Below are 17,678 nucleotides of genomic sequence, written 5' to 3'. Positions count from 1 at the left end.
AATGCTTTTCATCATAAAAATGACTTCCCTCTCATGATAAGATACCCTAATTTTTTAAAGAGGTTCTTTTTTGAATTTTCGATAATTCCGTAAGGTCTTAATTCCGGGCGGAAACCTCTGAAAAATTCTTCAATATTGGGTAGCTCTCCCCCTTCAAAGTCAAAAATATGAGTTTCGATATTATCTTTAATAAGAGTATCAATCAATACTGAAGCTCCAGATAATTTGACGTAATCTTTATCATTAAAATTACCCAAAAGTGCCACCATGTTACAGTCTCTGTAAGTAGCTATTACGTTGATAATCTTGTTTTGATAATAAAAAGCTGTGAACTTCAGGTAATCCAACTTATGAAAACTCTCAAAAATCCTCATGAATTCACACAAATCATTGTCTTTACTCAACCCTATCGTGTGGGCTTCTATAAAAGTCTTTGCTTTGTTAAAAGAAATGGTTTTAACTTCTGATTCTTTTAAAACTTCTTCATCTAAACGAAGTTTTCTTTTTCTTTTGGGAGAATAATTGGCACGTACTTTCTCATAAGTATTGGGATATAATAAAAAGTTCTTCTTGATTCTGATCTTCGTTCGAAGCTGGTTTACATCATTGAACGGATAGGCCCTGATCATGTAATTTTTTTCCAGATATTCTAAAAAAGCCTCATTAAGTTCAAGATTATCTTTAACAGAAAAAACACCAAGCTGCTGGCAAAGTTTCGGATTATGAACAATTTTCATCCCATATTTTCTTACAAAAGGGACAGGCATCACAGCCTCATAATCCTTATAAACGAGAATTTCCCATGGCATTGTAGAAGTTATATCTAAAAAATCTTTTGTAGCAGAATATTTTCTTTGTTCGGAATTTTCTAAACATTGAGCATATTTTACAAAATTAATTTCATGGTATTTCAATCTTCTAATCATAATAATCCTGAGTCCGAGAAACTAAAATAGGAATCCTGCGTGACAATAATATGGTCTAAAAGTTGGATACTTAAAGTATTTCCTGCTTCTTTTATTTTTTGTGTAATACTGATATCTTCCCGGCTTGGTTTTAAACTTCCGGAAGGATGGTTGTGGGCAATGATAATACCCGTTGAAAAATGATCCAGTGCTGTTTTGTACAGAATTCTTACATCTACAATAGATTGGCTTATTCCTCCCTGAGTCAGTTGGGAAACATGAATCACTTTGTTGCTGTTGTTAAGGAAAATAGCCCAGAACTCTTCTGTTCTTAAATCAGAAAGCTGGTTTTGAAGAATAAGATAAGCATCATTACTGTTACCAATTACTGCTTTTTCAGGAATTTCCTGTACCGTTCTTCTTTTTCCGATTTCTAAAGCTGAAATAATTGAAATCGCTTTTGTGACTCCAATCCCTTTGAATTTCATCAGATCTTTAGCAGAAAGTAAGCTCAACTGATGCCAGCTGTTATTAACAGAGGCTAAAATTTTCCGTGATAGTTCCAGAGCATCTTCTTCTCTATTTCCACTTCCCATAATAATAGCCAGCAGCTCAGAATCAGAAAGTGAGCTTTTGCCTTTCTGCAAAAACTTTTCTCTGGGTCTGTCATCTTCTGCAAGAAATTTTATAGCCATGAAAAAAAAGATTATGAATTAATAAAATGCATACAGGATCATCGGTTTAGTCGACTGATCAACATATATTGCTGTTTCTTTCAGAGCATTCACCGAAAGCATCGGACATCCTAAGCTTAAACATGCCGGAGTCTGAGATTCCACATCCGGAATGCATCCGTAGGAATGAAGGACAATTGCCCTCTGCATTGCATTGCTGTTCGTAGAATCAAGCCCTTTTAACCGGTAAGCTTTACCAAACTTTCCTACATAGCTTTCTCCAATGACATATTTTCCCAAAGACGACTGATAGGAACCTTCAATATTACTGAATTTTAAAGCATCAGACCGTGGAATGACTGAACCTGAACCATGGGATACAACGGCCTGTTGTACAATTGTATTATTTTTCAGATTATAAATGAAATAACGGTATTTCCCGGAAGGTATCTTAAAGTTGATAAAAACAGCCAATTCCTGATTATACTCTTTCCCTTTAATATAGTTTTTAATTTCCGAAATCCTTGCCTGAGGCACATGCAGTGAATTCAACTGCTGGGATTCAGCTTTTGAACAGGAAATTAAAATTATAAAAAGAAAAATAAGGTGTTTCATCATCTGCTATTGTATACTTCTATTCTATGATCATTCCGTCTTTCATAACGAGCTTGCGGTCTGTAATTTCTGCAAGATTCGGGTTATGGGTTACAATTACAAAAGTTTGGTTGTATTTGTCTCTAAGATCAAAAAACAATCTGTGAAGATCATCCGCATTTTTAGAATCCAGGTTACCTGTAGGTTCATCTGCAAAAATGATTTTCGGTGAGTTGATTAAAGCTCTTGCTACAGCTACCCTTTGCGCCTCTCCACCTGAAAGCTGATTGGGTTTATGCTGTAGTCTCTGTTCTATTTTTAAATCTTCAAATAAAGCATAAGCTTTTTCAAGTGCTTCTTTTTCATTGGCTCCGGCAATTTTTGTCGGAAGCAATACATTTTCCAGCGCTGTAAACTCAGGAAGAAGCTGATGAAACTGAAATACAAAACCGATATTCTGGTTTCTGAACTTTGAAAGCTGTTTATCATTCATATTAATAAATGATTCTCCTGCTATTTCAATTTCAGTATCATATTTGTTGGATTGACTCGGATGATCCAGCGTTCCTAAAATCTGCAGTAACGTAGATTTACCTGCTCCTGATTCTCCAACAATAGAAACTACCTCACCCATTTTGATATGGATATCAACTCCTTTCAGTACTTCTAAATTCCCATAAGATTTATGGATATTTCTTGCTTTAATCATGATTCAAAAATAGTGAATTGCCTTCAAATAAAAAACCGCTTTTTGAAGCGGTTTGTATTTTATTTTACTTTTATTACGATTAGATTTTCTTCATCCATTTATATAGGTCTTTTCTATTAATTTTTTTAATTATTTTCTTCATGTTTTGGCTATAAAACGTATGTAAAAAAGTATTTTCTCTTTTTCAGAGTTTATTTCCCTCCTATAAGTTTATTAAGAATCTGCATTTTAATGTAGCCAAAACAAAAAACCTCCCAAGCTGGGAGGTTTCAATATTTTCATTTCAGAAAATTACAGTAACAATGTTAATGGACTTTCTAAATATGTTCTTAATGTCTGTAAGAATTGAGCACCTGTAGCACCATCTACAACTCTGTGGTCACATGCCAATGAAAGTTTCATTGTGTTTCCAACTACGATCTGACCATCTTTTACGATTGGTTTCTCTATAATTGCTCCTACTGAAAGGATGGCAGAGTTTGGCTGATTGATGATACTTGTAAAGGTTTCGATTCCGAACATTCCTAAGTTGGAAATAGAGAATGTAGATCCTTCCATTTCGTTAGCCTTAAGACCTTTGCTCTTAGCTCTTGAAGCCATATCTTTTACGGATGCAGAAATCTGTGTATATGTCATCTGATCTGTATTTTTCAATACAGGCACTACCAATCCGTCAGGAATAGCTACTGCTACACCAATATTGATATTTCCTCTATGGATGATCTTATCACCTGCCCAGCTTGAATTTACCTGAGGGTGTTTTCTTAAAGCAATTGCAGTTGCTTTAATGATCATATCATTGAAAGAGATTTTAGTATCAGGTAAAGAATTGATTTCTTTTCTTGCTTCAATAGCTTTATCCATGTTGATCTCAACCATCAGATAGTAATGAGGAGCAGAGAATTTACTTTCAGAAAGACGTTTTGCAATAATATTTCTTACCTGAGAGTTTGGAGTCTCTGTATCTTCACCCTGTACAAAGCTTACTGCAACCGGAGCAGCACTTGCTGTTGGAGCTAAAGCAGCTGGTTTTGCAGCTGGCTGATAGTTTTCGATATCTTTTTTAACGATTCTTCCGTTTTCACCAGATCCCTGAACACTGTGGATATCAACCCCTTTATCCTGAGCCATTTTCTTAGCCAGTGGAGAGATTGCTACTCTGTCAGAAGATGAAGAGTCTGCAGCAGGAGCCGCTTTTTCTTCTGTTTTAACTTCTGCTTTCTGTTCAGCCGGTTTTTCAGTTGATGCAGCTTCAGCTTTTGGAGCTCCTACAGCAGAAACATCTGTTCCTGCAGGACCAATGATTGCTAATACAGAATCAACCGGAGCAGCACCTCCTTCTTCTACACCCTGCTTCAATAATACGCCATTGAATTCAGATTCGAAATCCTGTACTGCTTTATCTGTTTCGATCTCAGCAAGAAGATCACCTTCTTTTACTGTATCTCCTACATTTTTGTGCCATTTAGCTACTTTACCTTCTGTCATTGTATCAGAAAGTCTTGGCATTGTAATAACTTCTACTCCAGCCGGAACTTCCGCAGCAACAGGGGCAGCAGTTTCTGCTTTAGGCTGTTCTTCTGATTTTTTTTCTTCAGTTCCTGCAGCGGGAGCAGCAGCTCCACCTGTCAATCCTGAAATATCTTCTCCTTCATTCCCGATAATAGCCAAAACAGAGTCTACAGCAGCAGCGCCTCCTTCTTCTACGCCTACGTATAAAAGGGTACCTTCTATTTCAGATTCAAAATCCTGAACAGCTTTATCGGTTTCAATTTCCGCTAAAATATCTCCTTCTTTTACTTTATCTCCTACTTTTTTATGCCATTTTGCCACTTTACCTTCCGTCATAGTGTCGGATAGGCGGGGCATCGTAATTACTTCTGCCATAATTTTCTAATATGATAATTTGTTAATGTGATGATGAGAGAATTAAAAAATCTAATTCATTTTCAAATTCTCAAATTATCTAATTATTAATTTTCTAATTTGTCTAGGAATGGATAGTTTTCCTGAGCATATACATACTCATAGATCTTTTCTGCCTCTGGATATGGAGAATTTTCCATAAATTCAATACACTCCTCAACGAAGTCTCTTGATTTATTATCCATCGCTTCCAAGTCTGCTTCCGTAGCCCATCCGTTTTCTAAAATTCTATGTTTTACAAGCTCAATTGGGTCATCGTTTTTATGAATAGCCACTTCTTCTTTAGATCTGTATGGCTCAGCATCAGACATAGAGTGTCCTCTGTAACGGTATGTTCTTGCTTCAATGAATGTAGGTCCATCTCCTCTTCTTGCTCTTTCAATAGCCTCATAAGCAGCTTCAGCTACTTTTTCAGGATCCATTGCATCTACAGCAAGACAAGGCATTTCGTATCCTAATCCTAGTTTATAGATATCTTCGTGGTTGGCTGTTCTTTTTACAGAAGTTCCCATTGCATATTGGTTGTTTTCTACCACAAATACTACAGGAAGTTTCCAGTTCATCGCCATATTGAATGTCTCATGTAAAGAACCTTGTCTTGCAGCTCCATCTCCGAAGAAACAGATATTCACTGCTTTTCTGTCGAAATATTTATCTGCAAAAGCAATCCCTGCCCCCAAAGGAATTTGTCCTCCAACGATACCGTGTCCTCCGTAAAAACGGTGTTCTTTACTGAAAATGTGCATAGATCCACCCATACCTCCGGATGTACCTGTAGCTTTACCGCAAAGTTCAGCCATAATTCTTTTGGGATCTACTCCCATCGCCATTGGATGGATGTGACATCTGTAAGCAGTAATCATACTATCCTTTGTCAGATCCATGGCATGCGTGAATCCTGCAGGAATAGCCTCCTGACCGTTATACAAATGTAAAAATCCTCTGATCTTTTGTTTTAGGTAAAGAGAACGGCATTTGTCTTCAAACCTTCTCCACATTGTCATATCTTCATACCACTTCAGGTATACCTCTTTAGAAAATTCTTTCATGTGTTAGCTCTTGCTTTTTTATGATGAAATAGTTGAGCAAAATTATGAAAAAAACTTTGTTTTTATTCTATACATAGATAACTTTTCGTTTTTTCTGTAAAATCTATTTGCAGGCCGAATGGATTATTCTTAATTTTCGACCCCTTGAAAGACTGATGAGGTGGCGCTTTATCCATTACATTCTTACCATGATATATAAGGAATCAGCCTATCCATATGGTTTTTCTGAAACAATACATAATTCGGAGACATCAGGATTTGTTACTTTTTGCGCCCCTGTTTCTTTCCTCTTTAATTATTGTTAATATATCTTTTGGTTATTTCAAGAGCTTCTTTTCCGGGGAAAAATCTGTAAGTTTCAGGGTTCTGTCTTCAATTTCATTAACGAAATTACCATATTGTTTTGCTGTTCTCGCTTTAATCTCCTTCCATTCTTTATCTGCCATAAATCCTTCCCACGCTGTTTTCATTGTATATTCATCTTTCCACTCAAGCAGGTAAACAAATTCTGTTTTTTCCCTGAATTCCGATTCCCAGATCGATACAATAGTAAAACCATATTTCTTCATTATCCTGAGTGCATGATCCCTGAAGCGGTCCAGAAAAACCTGCTTATTCTCTTTGGGAACTTCATAAATTCTTAACTGATGCACAGGAGCTGGCAGTGCAGAAGTATTTTCCTGAGAAAGCTTTTGTCCAAAAGTAAAACAACCTGCAATTATCAGGAAGAATGTGAATAAATGTTTCATGATATAAGATTAAAACTGGTTAGCTAAAGGTATACATTTTCGGCAAAATTTAATATTAGTTTAAAAAAGCTGAAAAAAATTTTATTTATCAAAAGCAACTGACATTGAGTCATTTTCAGATAATCCAGCACCTTTCACCCCTCTGCTTTTTCGTTTGGTTTTTGAGGTTATATTGGTATATTTGGTTTTTAAATTTGATTATGGAAGAAAAGCAGTCTTCATTATTACACAAAATTTCAAAAGTCATCTCCGATTTTTTCAATCCTCTGGTCTCTCTGATCATTTTTTTCATATATATGAGTATCAGGGAATACACTCTTAAAGATTCTATGATGTACTTCATTCCCATATTAGCAATGATTATTATCCCGGTTGTCATTTGGCTGGTATGGAATGTGAAAACAGGAAGATATACCAATATGGATGTATCCAACCGGGTTCAAAGAAAAACACTGTATATATTTATAGCAGTCTGTGTGGTTGCTTATCTTCTTTTCCATTACATCAGAAACGGATCTGTTGATCTTGTCATGCTGTTTATTTTAATTCTTCTTTTTGCGTTACAGATCAGCAATCTTTTCATCAAAAGCTCGATGCATACCGCATTCAATATATTTGTAGCAGCATTATTTTTTAGCCTCAACTGGAAAATGGGTCTGTTATGGCTGGGAATTGCCGCTTTGGTCGGGATTACCCGCGTTATTTTAAAAAGACATACCGTAAAAGAAGTATTTATGGGAGCTGGAATAGCTTTTATGGTATCTTTTATCTATCTTTATTGCAATATTCAATTTCAACATTAGAATTCTCTATGAAAATAAATCATCTTACTGCCGCAGAAGAAAACTTTATGAAGCTGTTTTGGAAAATGGAATCTTTCTATCTGAAGGAAGTTATGGAACAGCATCCGGAACCTAAACCACACCAGAATACGGTTTCAACTTATTTGAAAATATTGGTTGAGAAAGGCTATCTATCCACCGTAAAAGAAGGAAGAATTTTCAAATATACAGTGCTTGTTCCTTTGGAAGGATATAAAAAATTTCTATTGAAAGAACTTTCACATACCTTCTTTAATAATTCAGGGAAGGAAATCCTGGAGCTTTTATTAAGCCAAAAATTAATCTCCCAGGAAGATATGAAAGGATATTTTGATCTAAAAATCGAAATAAAACCAGCAAAGGTTGAAGAACCGAAGTTTGAAATTGCTGAAGAAATCTTAAGTCCTAAAAAAGAAAAGAGAACCAAAGGAAAAGAGAAAGACAAGGACAAGGACAAAAAGAAAAAGAAGAAAAAAGATTAATCTTACTCTCAAAAACACCAAATTATGAAAACAAAATTCCAAGAAACATTAAGCCGGGCTAATGAGGTCATTTTCCGTTATCCAATGGTTCTGGCAGTGGCTTTATTAGCTGCAGTTGGTGCCATCTGCATTGTTGAAACAGAGCTTGAACAAGTTACAACATATATAAAGTTCACTATTTGTGCCTGTCTCGGTATTTCGCTCATGTTTGCCCTGAAAATGGTATCACAGAGAATCGGGAAAGAGTTACTATTACACTTATGTGGCGTTGCTTTTCTTATTGGGTTCTACTGTATCCTGCCTGATAAAAAGAATAATTTCACCGAAGTTTATGCTTATATCATTGCAATTACGGCTCTTCTCTCCCACTTATTGGTTTCTTTTATTCCGTTTCTTCAAAAAGACAGAGAGCTCAGATTCTGGCAGTATAACAAAAATCTTTTTGTCAATTTCTTCCTTACTGTTGTATTCACAGGCGTTTTGACCGGCGGAGTTGAATTGGCCATTTTAGCTGTTGATAAACTTTTTGATTTTCATTTTCATCACAGAATTTATACAGATACATTTTTTGTTCTGGCTATTTTCGGGAGCTGTTTCATTTTTCTTTTATTCAGTGATAAAGGGCTAAATAATCTTGAAAAAGACGGAACATATCCTGTTGTTTTAAAGTTTTTCACTCAGTTTATCTTAATCCCGCTGCTGCTTATTTATGTAGCAATTCTTTATTTTTATTCTTTTAAAATCCTGATCAACTGGCAGCTTCCAAGAGGCTGGGTTTCTTATCTTGTTTTAGCCTACAGCATTGTTGGGATTCTGGCATTGCTTCTGGTACATCCATTAAAAGAGGAAAATGCAAAATCATGGGTTAAGATATTTTCAAAGGCATTTTACTATACTATTGTTCCTTTGATCATCTTGCTTTTCACGGCTATTTTCACAAGAATTCTGGAGTATGGCTATACAGAACCGAGATACTTTGTTTTCCTTCTTGCACTTTGGCTGCTCAGCATTGTTATTTACTTTATTTTCAATAGAAAGGCAACAATAAAGTTTATTCCAGTCAGCTTATTTTTATTTGGAGCTTTTGCTTTAATCTTCCCTTACTTTAATGCTTTCAGTGTTGCCAGGAGAAGTCAGAAGACAGAACTGATGAATATTTTAAATCAAAATCAGTTAATCAGTGCCGGTAAAATTAATTTTAATAAAAAAGTTACAGATACAATCCGTAATGAAATTGCTGATAAATTTGAATTTCTGGCAGAGAGAAAACAAGGTGAATTTTTATCAAGTCTCCTGAATAAAAAAGATCAGAATGAGTTATCTGATAATATTGAAAAGGGTACATTTTACAGCATCAATTATACTATTCAAAATAAATTTTCGGATGTAAATATCACCGTTAAAAATAGACCTTACGAACTGAACAGAATCGTTCTTGTTCCTGAAAAACAAATTATAGGAATCGAAAACTATCAGTATTTACTTTCTTTCCATCGTTACAGCAGCGACCCGCAGAAACTGAATGAAGACCAGTTTGAACTTATAGATCAGCTGACTGATAAATCCTCATTGAGACTGAGATTAAATTCTAAAGAAGAGGTAGATTTTGGGCCGAAAATCATTCATTTATTTGAAGAAAACAAAAACAAAAACGGCACCGTAAAAGTTCCTGATATAGCAATGGAATCTGATTTGGGCAAGTACCATGTCAAGCTTATTTTCAGTGAAATTACAAAAGAAAAATATTCAGATAATGAGCTGGCCAGCATTTATTATGAGAATGTTTATATTCTGATAAGATTAAAATAATAAATCATAAAAAAGACTGCCACAGGGACAGTCTTTTTTATTGTATATAGAAAATGTTTTATCTATTGGTTCCGGAACTCCATAGTGGAGTATAATCTCCGTAGATTACCAGATTTCCGTCATTTTGTACGGAAAGCTTATTCGCTCCTCTGCGGGAAGTATTTGAACTCCAGACAGGTTTATTATAAGAATCATATACAACAAGGTTTCCATCAGTTTGAAATTCAGCTCTGCTCCCTTTGTTATCTGTTCCGGCTGCCCAGATTACATCACCGCTATCATAGGATAAAACCAGATTTCCATCATTTTGGAAACCTAAATAATAGTTGCCATTAGGAGAAAATACTTTTTCACCTTTGCGGAATCTGTGTCCTGTATTTACATTACCATTTCCGCGACCGAAGCCATTATTTCTTCCGCCATTTTTTAAATCGCTTTTTGACGCCCATAAAGGATTTGAACCATTATAAATCACAAGATTACCGTCATCCTGAACAGTTAACCTTTCTGCTCTTCTGCCATTGGTATTAGAACTGAAAGCCACTCCGTTTCCCGGAGTATAAACTACTAAGTTTCCATCCTCCTGAAAAACTGCTCTTACTCCCTTATTATTTGTTTTGGCATCCCACATTGAGGCACCAGCTCTATTGTATAAAACAAGGTTGCCATCATTCTGAAAAATCAGATAATATCGGTTGTTACTTGCCCAATACTTTCTGTTTTGCTCTAGGCTCTGACCCGTATAAATGTTTTGTGCATTGATTAATAATCCACCAAACACCATCATTAATGCTAATAAATGTTTTTTCATTATAATTACTTTTTGATTGATTGATAATTTTCTAAAATTATGCCAAAACACCTCAATATTTCAATACAAACTCTAATCAAATGATTTACTGGAAATTAAATTACATAAAAAAAGCGGCTTTAAGCCGCTTCATATTTTTTACCAACGATTTCCGCCGCCTCCGCCACGGTTGTTGTTACCACCACCATAGCCTCCGCCACGGTTGTTGTTACCACCACCATAACCTCCGCCACGGTTGTTGTCGAAGCTTCTTCTTGGTTTTTCTTCTCTAGGCTTAGCCTCAGATACGTTTAGAGCTTTTCCGTTGAATTCTTTTTGATTAAGAGCTTCAATAGCCTGCTGTCCTTCTTCATCACCCATCTCTACGAAACCGAAACCTCTAGAACGACCAGTTTCTCTGTCTGTAACGATTTTAGCTGATGATACATCACCAAATTCTGCGAATAGATCGTGCAACTCATACTCTTTAGTTGCGTAATTGATGTTTGAAACAAAAATGTTCATTTTAAATAAATTAAAAAATTAATAAAAATTTGGTATATAAAAGAAAAACAACATAAATTAATGAACAAATATTGATTCCAAATATAAACGTATGCAAGATACAATTAAAAATTTCAAATCAAAGCTTTTTTTACATATTTCTCACATTATGTTGAATCTCAAAAGTTAAAAACAACCAAACAATAATAAAACATGTTGATTTACAAGTGATTATATTTGTAAATTCATTATTATAAAATTAGTTAATTTTTTTTAAATAAAAAAATATTAGACATCTATAACTTTGATAATCCACAAGATAGAATTATATTCATAAGATCTCTTACTAGCTGGATTCAATAAAAACATCAATTAAATGTCAGAAAATGAAACAATACACTACTAATTATATGAACACCTTTATTGAAACAGCCGAAGCCTGCCCTGTTTCCCAGGCCAGGCCTGCCTTTGATCTTCTCCTTTAGTTAAAAGATATGGATTCGGAATCCATCATAATAAAGATAAGAAAGTTGCCCTGTTCCCTATAGAAAGTAAAGAATATCAGGATTTCCTGAATGACACTTCTGCCACAAAAACAAAAGCCATGCGCTCCAAAAGAAAATGATTGAGAAAATGAATCATTATTTTCAGATCAATAAATGCTATTCTTTTGAAAACATCAGCTTTTAACACTAAATTTGTGCTACAAATTATTAAAAGATATGAACTACCATACCAGAAAATGGGTAAAACCTGAAGACTTAAATCCTAATCACTCTCTTTTCGGAGGAAGACTCCTTCAATGGATCGATGAAGAGGCAGCATTATATGCCATTATCCAGTTGGAAAACACAAAAGTGGTAACCAAATTTATCTCAGAAATTAATTTCGTAAGTTCTGCTAAGCAGGGTGACATTATAGAAATAGGAATTGAGGCAACTCATTTCGGTTCCTCCTCTGTTACTTTAAGATGTGATGTACGAAATAAGATGACTCACCAAACCATTATTACTGTAGAAAAAATCGTAATGGTAAACCTGGATGCGGAAGGCAATCCTTCTGCTCATGGCAAAACCCAGATTGAATTCGTAAAAGACAGGTTAAACAGCAGTCTATGAAAATTTTCATAAAAAATATGGTCTGCAACAGGTGCATTGCGGCAGTAGAAACCATCTTCCGTAATGCAGATGTAAAAACAAGCGTCGTCTTATTAGGTGAAGCAGAAACAGAAACTGAAGTTTCTCCTGAAAAAATGCAGGCCATAGAAAAAGAACTGCTTAATACTGGTTTTGAAAGAATTATGGATTCTTCACATCAGATTATTGAAAAAATCAAAAACCTGATCATTATAAAGATCAGCGACCTTGATATTGCTGAAGACTTTCTGCTTTCAGAATTTTTAAGTTCAAAACTTCATAAGGACTACAGTGCACTTTCAAAAACATTTTCACAAAACGAAAATATCACCTTAGAACAATTCTTTATTCTTCAGAAAATTGAAAAGGTAAAAGAGCTTCTTCTCTATAATGAATTCAACCTTACTGAAATTGCCGGAAAGCTTGGCTATAAAAGCGTTCAGCACCTTTCATCCCAATTCCGGAATATAACCGGATTCACCCCCACTGAATTCAAAAAGCTTAAAGAGCACAACCGCAAAGCACTTGATAATCTATAAGTAAGAACATTCGAGAGTATTTGGGTGAAGGAGTTATATATTTCTATTTCATTTACAAATGCTCTCCCCTTGCAACACTCCTATTCCTCCAACCTAATTTTATAACTATTATCCTTAAATTTATAACAACCTTAGCATTCCATTTTGGAAATTTGTAGTATAAATTTAAGAATCATGGAACAACAGTATAAAATACTCGGAATGACCTGTTCCGGCTGCCAGAAAAAGATTTCAAATCAACTGAACAGTGTTGAAGGTGTTCAAGCCGATGTCAATCTGGAAAACAATACCGCAACAATTATCTCTGATCATGAAATAAAACTTTCAGTTTTAAACGATGCTTTGGCAGAAATAGGAAAATACAGACTTGAAGATCCGAATAATCCAGAGAAAGCCTTTATAAAACCTCAGGACCGGGTATCACCGTCTTCTGTATACTATTGTCCAATGGAGTGCGAAGGAGATAAAGTATATTTCAAACAAGGCGAAAGATGCCCTGTCTGCAAAATGTACCTGGTACCTATTGAAGAAAAACTGGCCAAAGATCCCAATCATAAGCCAACTTTTTCCGCAACCAACCTTCCCGGAAACTTTAAAGACAGTATCGGAAAATACTATTGCCCTATGTTTTGTGAAGGTGATAAAGTGTACGATGAAAAAGGAGACTGTCCTGTCTGCCATATGCATTTAGAACCGATCACAGAAGAGCTTATTCAAAAAGGAGGTTCATACCAGCATCATTCTCACTCCCACGCTCATCATCATGATCACCACAGTCATAACCATGATGCTCCCAAAGTAACTGATGAAATGGCTGGCAGATATTACTGTCCTATGTATTGTGAAGGTGATAAAACCTATGATTCCAACGTAGGATGTCCCGTTTGCGGTATGGATCTGGTAAAGTATCCGGAAAAGAAAACCGCAAAATACACATGCCCTATGCACCCGGAAATCGTTCGTGATGAACCGGGAGACTGTCCGATCTGTGGAATGGATCTCGTAAGAATGCCGGACAGCGGCGATGATGAAGAGGATGAAACCTATAATATATTAAAGAGAAAGTTTATTACTTCATTGGCATTTACCATTCCTGTTTTCATTCTATCAATGGGCGGAATGTTTATCAATTTTCCTTTTTCTCATCAGATTCAAGGATTTATTGAACTTGCTTTAACTCTTCCGGTGATGTTTTATTCCGGATGGTTTCTTCTGAAAAGAGGCTGGGTTTCTTTTAAAACATGGAATCTCAATATGTTCAGCCTTATTGCGCTGGGTGTAGCTGCCGCATTTATTTTCAGTATTGTTGCTTTAGTATTTCCGGATATTATTCCGCATGAAATTCGTGGCCACAATCATGAAATCCCATTATATTTTGAAGCAGTCTGTGTGATTTTAACCCTTGTTATTTTAGGCCAGTTAATGGAAGCTGCCGCTCATAAGAAAACAGGTAATGCCATCAAGGAGCTGATGAATCTTTCACCAGATGAAGCCAACCTTATTGTAAATGGTGAAGAAAAGAAAGTACTACTTTCTCAGGTGAAAATCGGAGATTTATTAAAAGTAAAACCAGGTGAAAAAATTCCTGTGGACGGAAAAATTACTGAAGGAAATTCTATCGTAGACGAAAGTATGATCACGGGTGAACCTGTTCCTGTTGAAAAAAATATAGATGATAAGGTGTCTTCGGGAACGATAAATGGTAATCAGGTATTCATAATGAAGGCTGAGAAAGTAGGTGATGAAACACTGCTTTCACAGATCATTAAAATGGTCAATGAAGCCAGCAGAAGCAAAGCTCCAATCCAGAAACTTACTGATAAAGTTTCGAAGGTGTTTGTTCCCGTGGTCATTCTTATCGCGGTACTTACCTTTATCCTGTGGCAGTTTTTTGGCCCGGAAGGAAAAAGAATCTTATTTGCATTTGTGAACGCTGTTGCTGTTTTAATTGTAGCATGTCCGTGTGCCCTGGGACTGGCAACTCCTATGTCCTTAATGGTAGGAATCGGGAAAGGTGCCAAAAACGGAATCCTGATCAAAAATGCTGAAGCTCTTGAACAAATGAATAAAGTAAATGTTCTGATCACCGATAAAACAGGTACTTTAACGGAAGGAAAACCATCTGTAGAATATATTGAAACAGTAACCGGAGATCAGCATCAGATTTTAAAACTTGCTTTTTCTCTGAATCAAAACTCAGAACACCCACTTTCCAATGCGGTCATAAAAAGAGCAAAAGAAGAAAGTATAACTTCTGAAAAAGTAGATCAGTTTGAAAACATTTCAGGAAAAGGAGTAAAAGGAAATATTAATGGTAAAACAGCTTATTTAGGAAATGAAAATCTGTTGACCTCACATCATATCGCCATTCCGGAAAGTTTAAAACAAAAAGCCGTGCAAGTACAGTCAAAGGCACATACAATCTCTTATATCGCACAGGATCAGCAGGTACTTGGCTTCATAAGTTTTACGGATAAAATTAAAGAAAGCTCCAAAAAAGCAGTTAAACAGCTGATGAGCGAAGGAATTGATGTAATTATGATGACCGGAGATAATGAGCACACTGCCAAAGCCGTTGCCGATGAATTAGGAATCAAACATTTCAAAGCCAACTGTCTTCCGGAAGATAAGCTGAATGAGGTAAAAAGACTGCAGCAACAAGGTAAGATCGTTGCTATGACCGGAGACGGAATCAATGACTCTCCTGCCCTTGCCCAATCTAATGTAGGAATCGCCATGGGAACAGGAACTGATGTAGCCATTGAAAGCGCTGAAATTACTTTGTTAAAAGGAGATATTCTGGGTGTTGCAAAAGCGAAATTATTAAGTGAAAAGCTTCTCAAAAACATTAAAGAAAACTTATTCTTTGCATTTATCTATAATGTATTGGGAGTTCCGGTAGCGGCAGGATTATTGTATCCATTCTTTGGAATTCTGTTATCACCTATGATTGCAGCTGCTGCAATGAGCATCAGTTCCCTCTCTGTGATTCTGAATTCATTGAGATTAAGCTCCGTGGATCTGGATAAAAAATAGCATCATGACAAAAGAAAATCTTTACATAGGGTGTTCAGGATTTTATAACAACGACTGGAAAGGGTCTTTATATCCTGAAAATGCCCCGAGTAAAGATTTTCTTTCTTTATATTCAAAAACATTCAACACCGTAGAAATCAATTCTACCTTTTATAGAAAACCCACCTCAAAAACACTTTTGAAATGGTATGATGAAACTCCCCATTCTTTTAGGTTTTTCATTAAGATTCCAAAATCCATTACCCATCAAAACCGTCTTGAAAATTCAAAAGAAGAGATTGCTGCATTCTGCAGTCATATTCAAAGCCATCTGAAGGACAAACTCTCCGGATTTCTATACCAGCTTCCTCCTTCTTTTAAAAACACTCCGGAAAATATAGAACATATCATCAGTTCTATTGATCATACGTTTCTGAACGTCATTGAATTCCGGCACAACTCATGGTGGCAAAAAGAAATCTTTGATCTGCTGGAAGATCTTGGTATTGTTTTTTCCGGTGTAAGTTTTCCGGCTGAGCTCCCTGAAGATATGATTGTCAACCATCCAGCCATACTCTACTACAGACTTCACGGTAAGCCTGTCCTTTACAAATCTGAATACAGTGAAACCTTTTTGGATGAACTTGCCGGAAAAATTAAAAACTCCCAGCAAACCGCTTTTATATTCTTTAATAATACCTGGGGAACTGCGGCCATTAAAAATTCCCTGTACTTAAAAAGCATTTTAGAAAAATAATTACCTTTTATTGTAACAATCTGATTCTACACCTAAAATAATTCCCCATTACATGAAGAATATTGAAACACCAATAAATATAGAGAAAAACTATTAGTTTCATATTTATAAATGTTAAAATCTAAAGAAAACCAAATCATAACTCTACAATTCTTCAGGTAATGGAAATACCCTTTAAAATAAAGTTCTTAAAATAAACTTAAAAAGAAAAAACATGTACAGCATGGCATGTAATTTGTTAACTTTCAATTGTTATTTTTAACGATTTTTAACAATTTAAATTCCATTATCTTTATGAGAAAAATTTTTGCGGGAAAGTCAACAAATAAGACTTTTCTCGGGATGTTTGCATTGATGAGTGCAACTTCGGCTTTATTGTATAGCTGTAATTTTAAAAATGAAGTGAATAATGACCCCGTCGTCAATTCACAGGAGCATCCTTCCGCAGAAATAGTCCCCAAAATGGATGATGAAAGCGTAGACCCGGATAAAAGAGTGATCTACCTTACTTTTGATGACGGTCCTAATCAGGGAACCGAAAATCTTTTAAAAATCCTGGATAAAAGAAATGTTTGTGCAACCGCCTTTCTGGTGGGAAAACATGCTTATGGAAGCAAAAAACAAAAAGACGATCTGCTGCTTCTGAAGCAAAATCCTCTCGTAGAACTGGCCAACCACAGCTTTAGTCATGCCCATAACAAATACACCGATTTTTATAAAAATGCTGAATCTGTAGTACATGATTTTGATATCGCCAAAGACAGCCTGAAGCTTTCTGATAAAATAGCAAGAACTCCCGGAAGAAATATCTGGAGGCTTAACAATATTAATGTAACCGATATCAAAGGTTCTACTGCAGCTGCAGATGGTCTTAAAAAGGCAGGTTACAAAGTAATCGGCTGGGATCTTGAATGGAGACCTTCCCAGAAAATGACTTTAAAAGGAAGCCATGAAGCAATGATCAAGAAAGTTGACAGTATTTTCTTTAACGATCTTGAAAAAACTTCAAGACACCTTGTTTTCCTTACTCATGATCAATATCTCAGAGATACAGACTCTATCAATGAGCTGGATCTTTTTATTGAAAAACTGCAGAAAAGCAACAAATTTGTTTTCAGAAAGATTTCTCAATATCCTAAGATCAATGAAGTTTTGAATTAATTTTTGTATAAAAAGGGCCATGTAAAATATATTCATCGCTGGCAACTGTCAGGGAATT

General features: G+C 35.6%; 18 protein-coding genes. 9 read left to right on the top strand and 9 right to left on the bottom strand.

From position 1 onward, the window contains the following. Positions 1-11 precede the first annotated feature (11 nt). The 7 genes from KYG33_RS02190 to KYG33_RS02160 form a co-directional block, all read right to left on the bottom strand. On the bottom strand, positions 12-926 hold the full coding sequence (locus tag KYG33_RS02190) for a hypothetical protein (protein ID WP_219072584.1): 915 nt from the start codon (positions 924-926) through the stop codon (positions 12-14). Then, positions 923-1,600 carry a RadC family protein gene (gene radC, locus KYG33_RS02185; RefSeq protein ID WP_077414381.1) on the bottom strand — a complete coding sequence of 226 codons (678 nt, stop codon included), beginning with the start codon at positions 1,598-1,600 and terminating at the stop codon, positions 923-925. Before radC ends, KYG33_RS02190 begins: the two co-directional genes overlap by 4 nt. A gap of 18 nt (positions 1,601-1,618) precedes the next feature. Next, positions 1,619-2,197: a murein L,D-transpeptidase catalytic domain-containing protein gene (locus KYG33_RS02180; RefSeq protein WP_219072583.1), complete on the bottom strand. Its 579-nt coding sequence runs from the start codon at positions 2,195-2,197 to the stop codon at positions 1,619-1,621. A gap of 16 nt (positions 2,198-2,213) precedes the next feature. Continuing rightward, the gene (locus tag KYG33_RS02175; RefSeq protein WP_047384594.1) at positions 2,214-2,882 is read right to left on the bottom strand and encodes an ABC transporter ATP-binding protein; all 669 of its coding nucleotides are present in this window, start codon (positions 2,880-2,882) and stop codon (positions 2,214-2,216) included. Between the two features lie 291 nt (positions 2,883-3,173). Further along, on the bottom strand, positions 3,174-4,769 hold the full coding sequence (locus KYG33_RS02170; RefSeq protein WP_077414385.1) for a 2-oxo acid dehydrogenase subunit E2: 1,596 nt from the start codon (positions 4,767-4,769) through the stop codon (positions 3,174-3,176). 86 nt (positions 4,770-4,855) lie between these two features. Continuing rightward, positions 4,856-5,857: a pyruvate dehydrogenase (acetyl-transferring) E1 component subunit alpha gene (gene pdhA / locus KYG33_RS02165; RefSeq protein WP_047384590.1), complete on the bottom strand. Its 1,002-nt coding sequence runs from the start codon at positions 5,855-5,857 to the stop codon at positions 4,856-4,858. A 317-nt stretch (positions 5,858-6,174) separates the two neighbouring features. Then, complete coding sequence (locus KYG33_RS02160) at positions 6,175-6,606, bottom strand: NIPSNAP family protein (RefSeq protein ID WP_077414387.1); 432 nt, start codon at positions 6,604-6,606, stop codon at positions 6,175-6,177. Between the two features lie 200 nt (positions 6,607-6,806). On the opposite strand from KYG33_RS02160, the gene KYG33_RS02155 reads away from it, so the two are divergent. Genes KYG33_RS02155 through KYG33_RS02145 form a run of 3 tightly spaced genes read left to right on the top strand, consistent with a single transcriptional unit; the run spans position 6,807 to position 9,718 of the window. Further along, positions 6,807-7,409: a phosphatase PAP2 family protein gene (locus KYG33_RS02155; protein WP_077414389.1), complete on the top strand. Its 603-nt coding sequence runs from the start codon at positions 6,807-6,809 to the stop codon at positions 7,407-7,409. 8 nt (positions 7,410-7,417) lie between these two features. Beyond that, entirely contained in the window at positions 7,418-7,909 is a 492-nt protein-coding gene (locus KYG33_RS02150) for a BlaI/MecI/CopY family transcriptional regulator (RefSeq protein WP_219072582.1), read from the top strand. Positions 7,910-7,933: 24 nt separating this feature from the next. Further along, a complete protein-coding gene (locus tag KYG33_RS02145; protein ID WP_219072581.1) occupies positions 7,934-9,718 on the top strand; it encodes a DUF4153 domain-containing protein in 1,785 nt (594 codons plus the stop codon). Positions 9,719-9,776: 58 nt separating this feature from the next. On the opposite strand, the gene KYG33_RS02140 is transcribed toward KYG33_RS02145, so the two are convergent. Together KYG33_RS02140 and KYG33_RS02135 are read right to left on the bottom strand one after the other, a co-directional pair. After that, positions 9,777-10,529, bottom strand: a complete 753-nt coding sequence (locus KYG33_RS02140) for a hypothetical protein (RefSeq protein WP_219072580.1) — start codon at positions 10,527-10,529, stop codon at positions 9,777-9,779. 138 nt (positions 10,530-10,667) lie between these two features. Beyond that, complete coding sequence (locus KYG33_RS02135) at positions 10,668-11,033, bottom strand: RNA recognition motif domain-containing protein (protein ID WP_047384580.1); 366 nt, start codon at positions 11,031-11,033, stop codon at positions 10,668-10,670. A gap of 484 nt (positions 11,034-11,517) precedes the next feature. Between KYG33_RS02135 and KYG33_RS22415 the strand changes: the two genes are divergently transcribed. The 6 genes from KYG33_RS22415 (at position 11,518) to KYG33_RS02105 (ending at position 17,620) form a co-directional block, all read left to right on the top strand. Continuing rightward, a complete protein-coding gene (locus KYG33_RS22415) occupies positions 11,518-11,637 on the top strand; it encodes a DUF6157 family protein (protein ID WP_317169713.1) in 120 nt (39 codons plus the stop codon). Between the two features lie 97 nt (positions 11,638-11,734). After that, on the top strand, positions 11,735-12,130 hold the full coding sequence (locus tag KYG33_RS02125; protein WP_077414396.1) for an acyl-CoA thioesterase: 396 nt from the start codon (positions 11,735-11,737) through the stop codon (positions 12,128-12,130). Next, positions 12,127-12,687 carry a helix-turn-helix domain-containing protein gene (locus KYG33_RS02120; protein WP_180563513.1) on the top strand — a complete coding sequence of 187 codons (561 nt, stop codon included), beginning with the start codon at positions 12,127-12,129 and terminating at the stop codon, positions 12,685-12,687. Before KYG33_RS02125 ends, KYG33_RS02120 begins: the two co-directional genes overlap by 4 nt. A 174-nt stretch (positions 12,688-12,861) precedes the next feature. Continuing rightward, on the top strand, positions 12,862-15,723 hold the full coding sequence (locus KYG33_RS02115; protein WP_219072579.1) for a heavy metal translocating P-type ATPase: 2,862 nt from the start codon (positions 12,862-12,864) through the stop codon (positions 15,721-15,723). A 4-nt stretch (positions 15,724-15,727) separates the two neighbouring features. Then, entirely contained in the window at positions 15,728-16,459 is a 732-nt protein-coding gene (locus KYG33_RS02110) for a DUF72 domain-containing protein (RefSeq protein ID WP_219072578.1), read from the top strand. Positions 16,460-16,753: 294 nt separating this feature from the next. Beyond that, positions 16,754-17,620, top strand: coding sequence for a polysaccharide deacetylase family protein (locus tag KYG33_RS02105; protein ID WP_077414404.1), 867 nt, complete (start codon positions 16,754-16,756; stop codon positions 17,618-17,620). Positions 17,621-17,678 lie beyond the last annotated feature (58 nt).

Source organism: Chryseobacterium sp. D764, assembly GCF_019317325.1.
GTDB lineage: Bacteria > Bacteroidota > Bacteroidia > Flavobacteriales > Weeksellaceae > Chryseobacterium.
Note: the sequence above shows the minus strand (reverse complement) of the source record. Positions and strands in the feature narration are given on the sequence as shown.

Coding starts and splice junctions, on each gene's coding strand:
- KYG33_RS02190 (WP_219072584.1), bottom strand. CDS start 926: ATGATTAGAAGATTGAAATACCATGAAATTAATTTTGTAAAATATGCT.
- radC (WP_077414381.1), bottom strand. CDS start 1,600: ATGGCTATAAAATTTCTTGCAGAAGATGACAGACCCAGAGAAAAGTTT.
- KYG33_RS02180 (WP_219072583.1), bottom strand. CDS start 2,197: ATGATGAAACACCTTATTTTTCTTTTTATAATTTTAATTTCCTGTTCA.
- KYG33_RS02175 (WP_047384594.1), bottom strand. CDS start 2,882: ATGATTAAAGCAAGAAATATCCATAAATCTTATGGGAATTTAGAAGTA.
- KYG33_RS02170 (WP_077414385.1), bottom strand. CDS start 4,769: ATGGCAGAAGTAATTACGATGCCCCGCCTATCCGACACTATGACGGAA.
- pdhA (WP_047384590.1), bottom strand. CDS start 5,857: ATGAAAGAATTTTCTAAAGAGGTATACCTGAAGTGGTATGAAGATATG.
- KYG33_RS02160 (WP_077414387.1), bottom strand. CDS start 6,606: ATGAAACATTTATTCACATTCTTCCTGATAATTGCAGGTTGTTTTACT.
- KYG33_RS02155 (WP_077414389.1), top strand. CDS start 6,807: ATGGAAGAAAAGCAGTCTTCATTATTACACAAAATTTCAAAAGTCATC.
- KYG33_RS02150 (WP_219072582.1), top strand. CDS start 7,418: ATGAAAATAAATCATCTTACTGCCGCAGAAGAAAACTTTATGAAGCTG.
- KYG33_RS02145 (WP_219072581.1), top strand. CDS start 7,934: ATGAAAACAAAATTCCAAGAAACATTAAGCCGGGCTAATGAGGTCATT.
- KYG33_RS02140 (WP_219072580.1), bottom strand. CDS start 10,529: ATGAAAAAACATTTATTAGCATTAATGATGGTGTTTGGTGGATTATTA.
- KYG33_RS02135 (WP_047384580.1), bottom strand. CDS start 11,033: ATGAACATTTTTGTTTCAAACATCAATTACGCAACTAAAGAGTATGAG.
- KYG33_RS02125 (WP_077414396.1), top strand. CDS start 11,735: ATGAACTACCATACCAGAAAATGGGTAAAACCTGAAGACTTAAATCCT.
- KYG33_RS02120 (WP_180563513.1), top strand. CDS start 12,127: ATGAAAATTTTCATAAAAAATATGGTCTGCAACAGGTGCATTGCGGCA.
- KYG33_RS02115 (WP_219072579.1), top strand. CDS start 12,862: ATGGAACAACAGTATAAAATACTCGGAATGACCTGTTCCGGCTGCCAG.
- KYG33_RS02110 (WP_219072578.1), top strand. CDS start 15,728: ATGACAAAAGAAAATCTTTACATAGGGTGTTCAGGATTTTATAACAAC.
- KYG33_RS02105 (WP_077414404.1), top strand. CDS start 16,754: ATGAGAAAAATTTTTGCGGGAAAGTCAACAAATAAGACTTTTCTCGGG.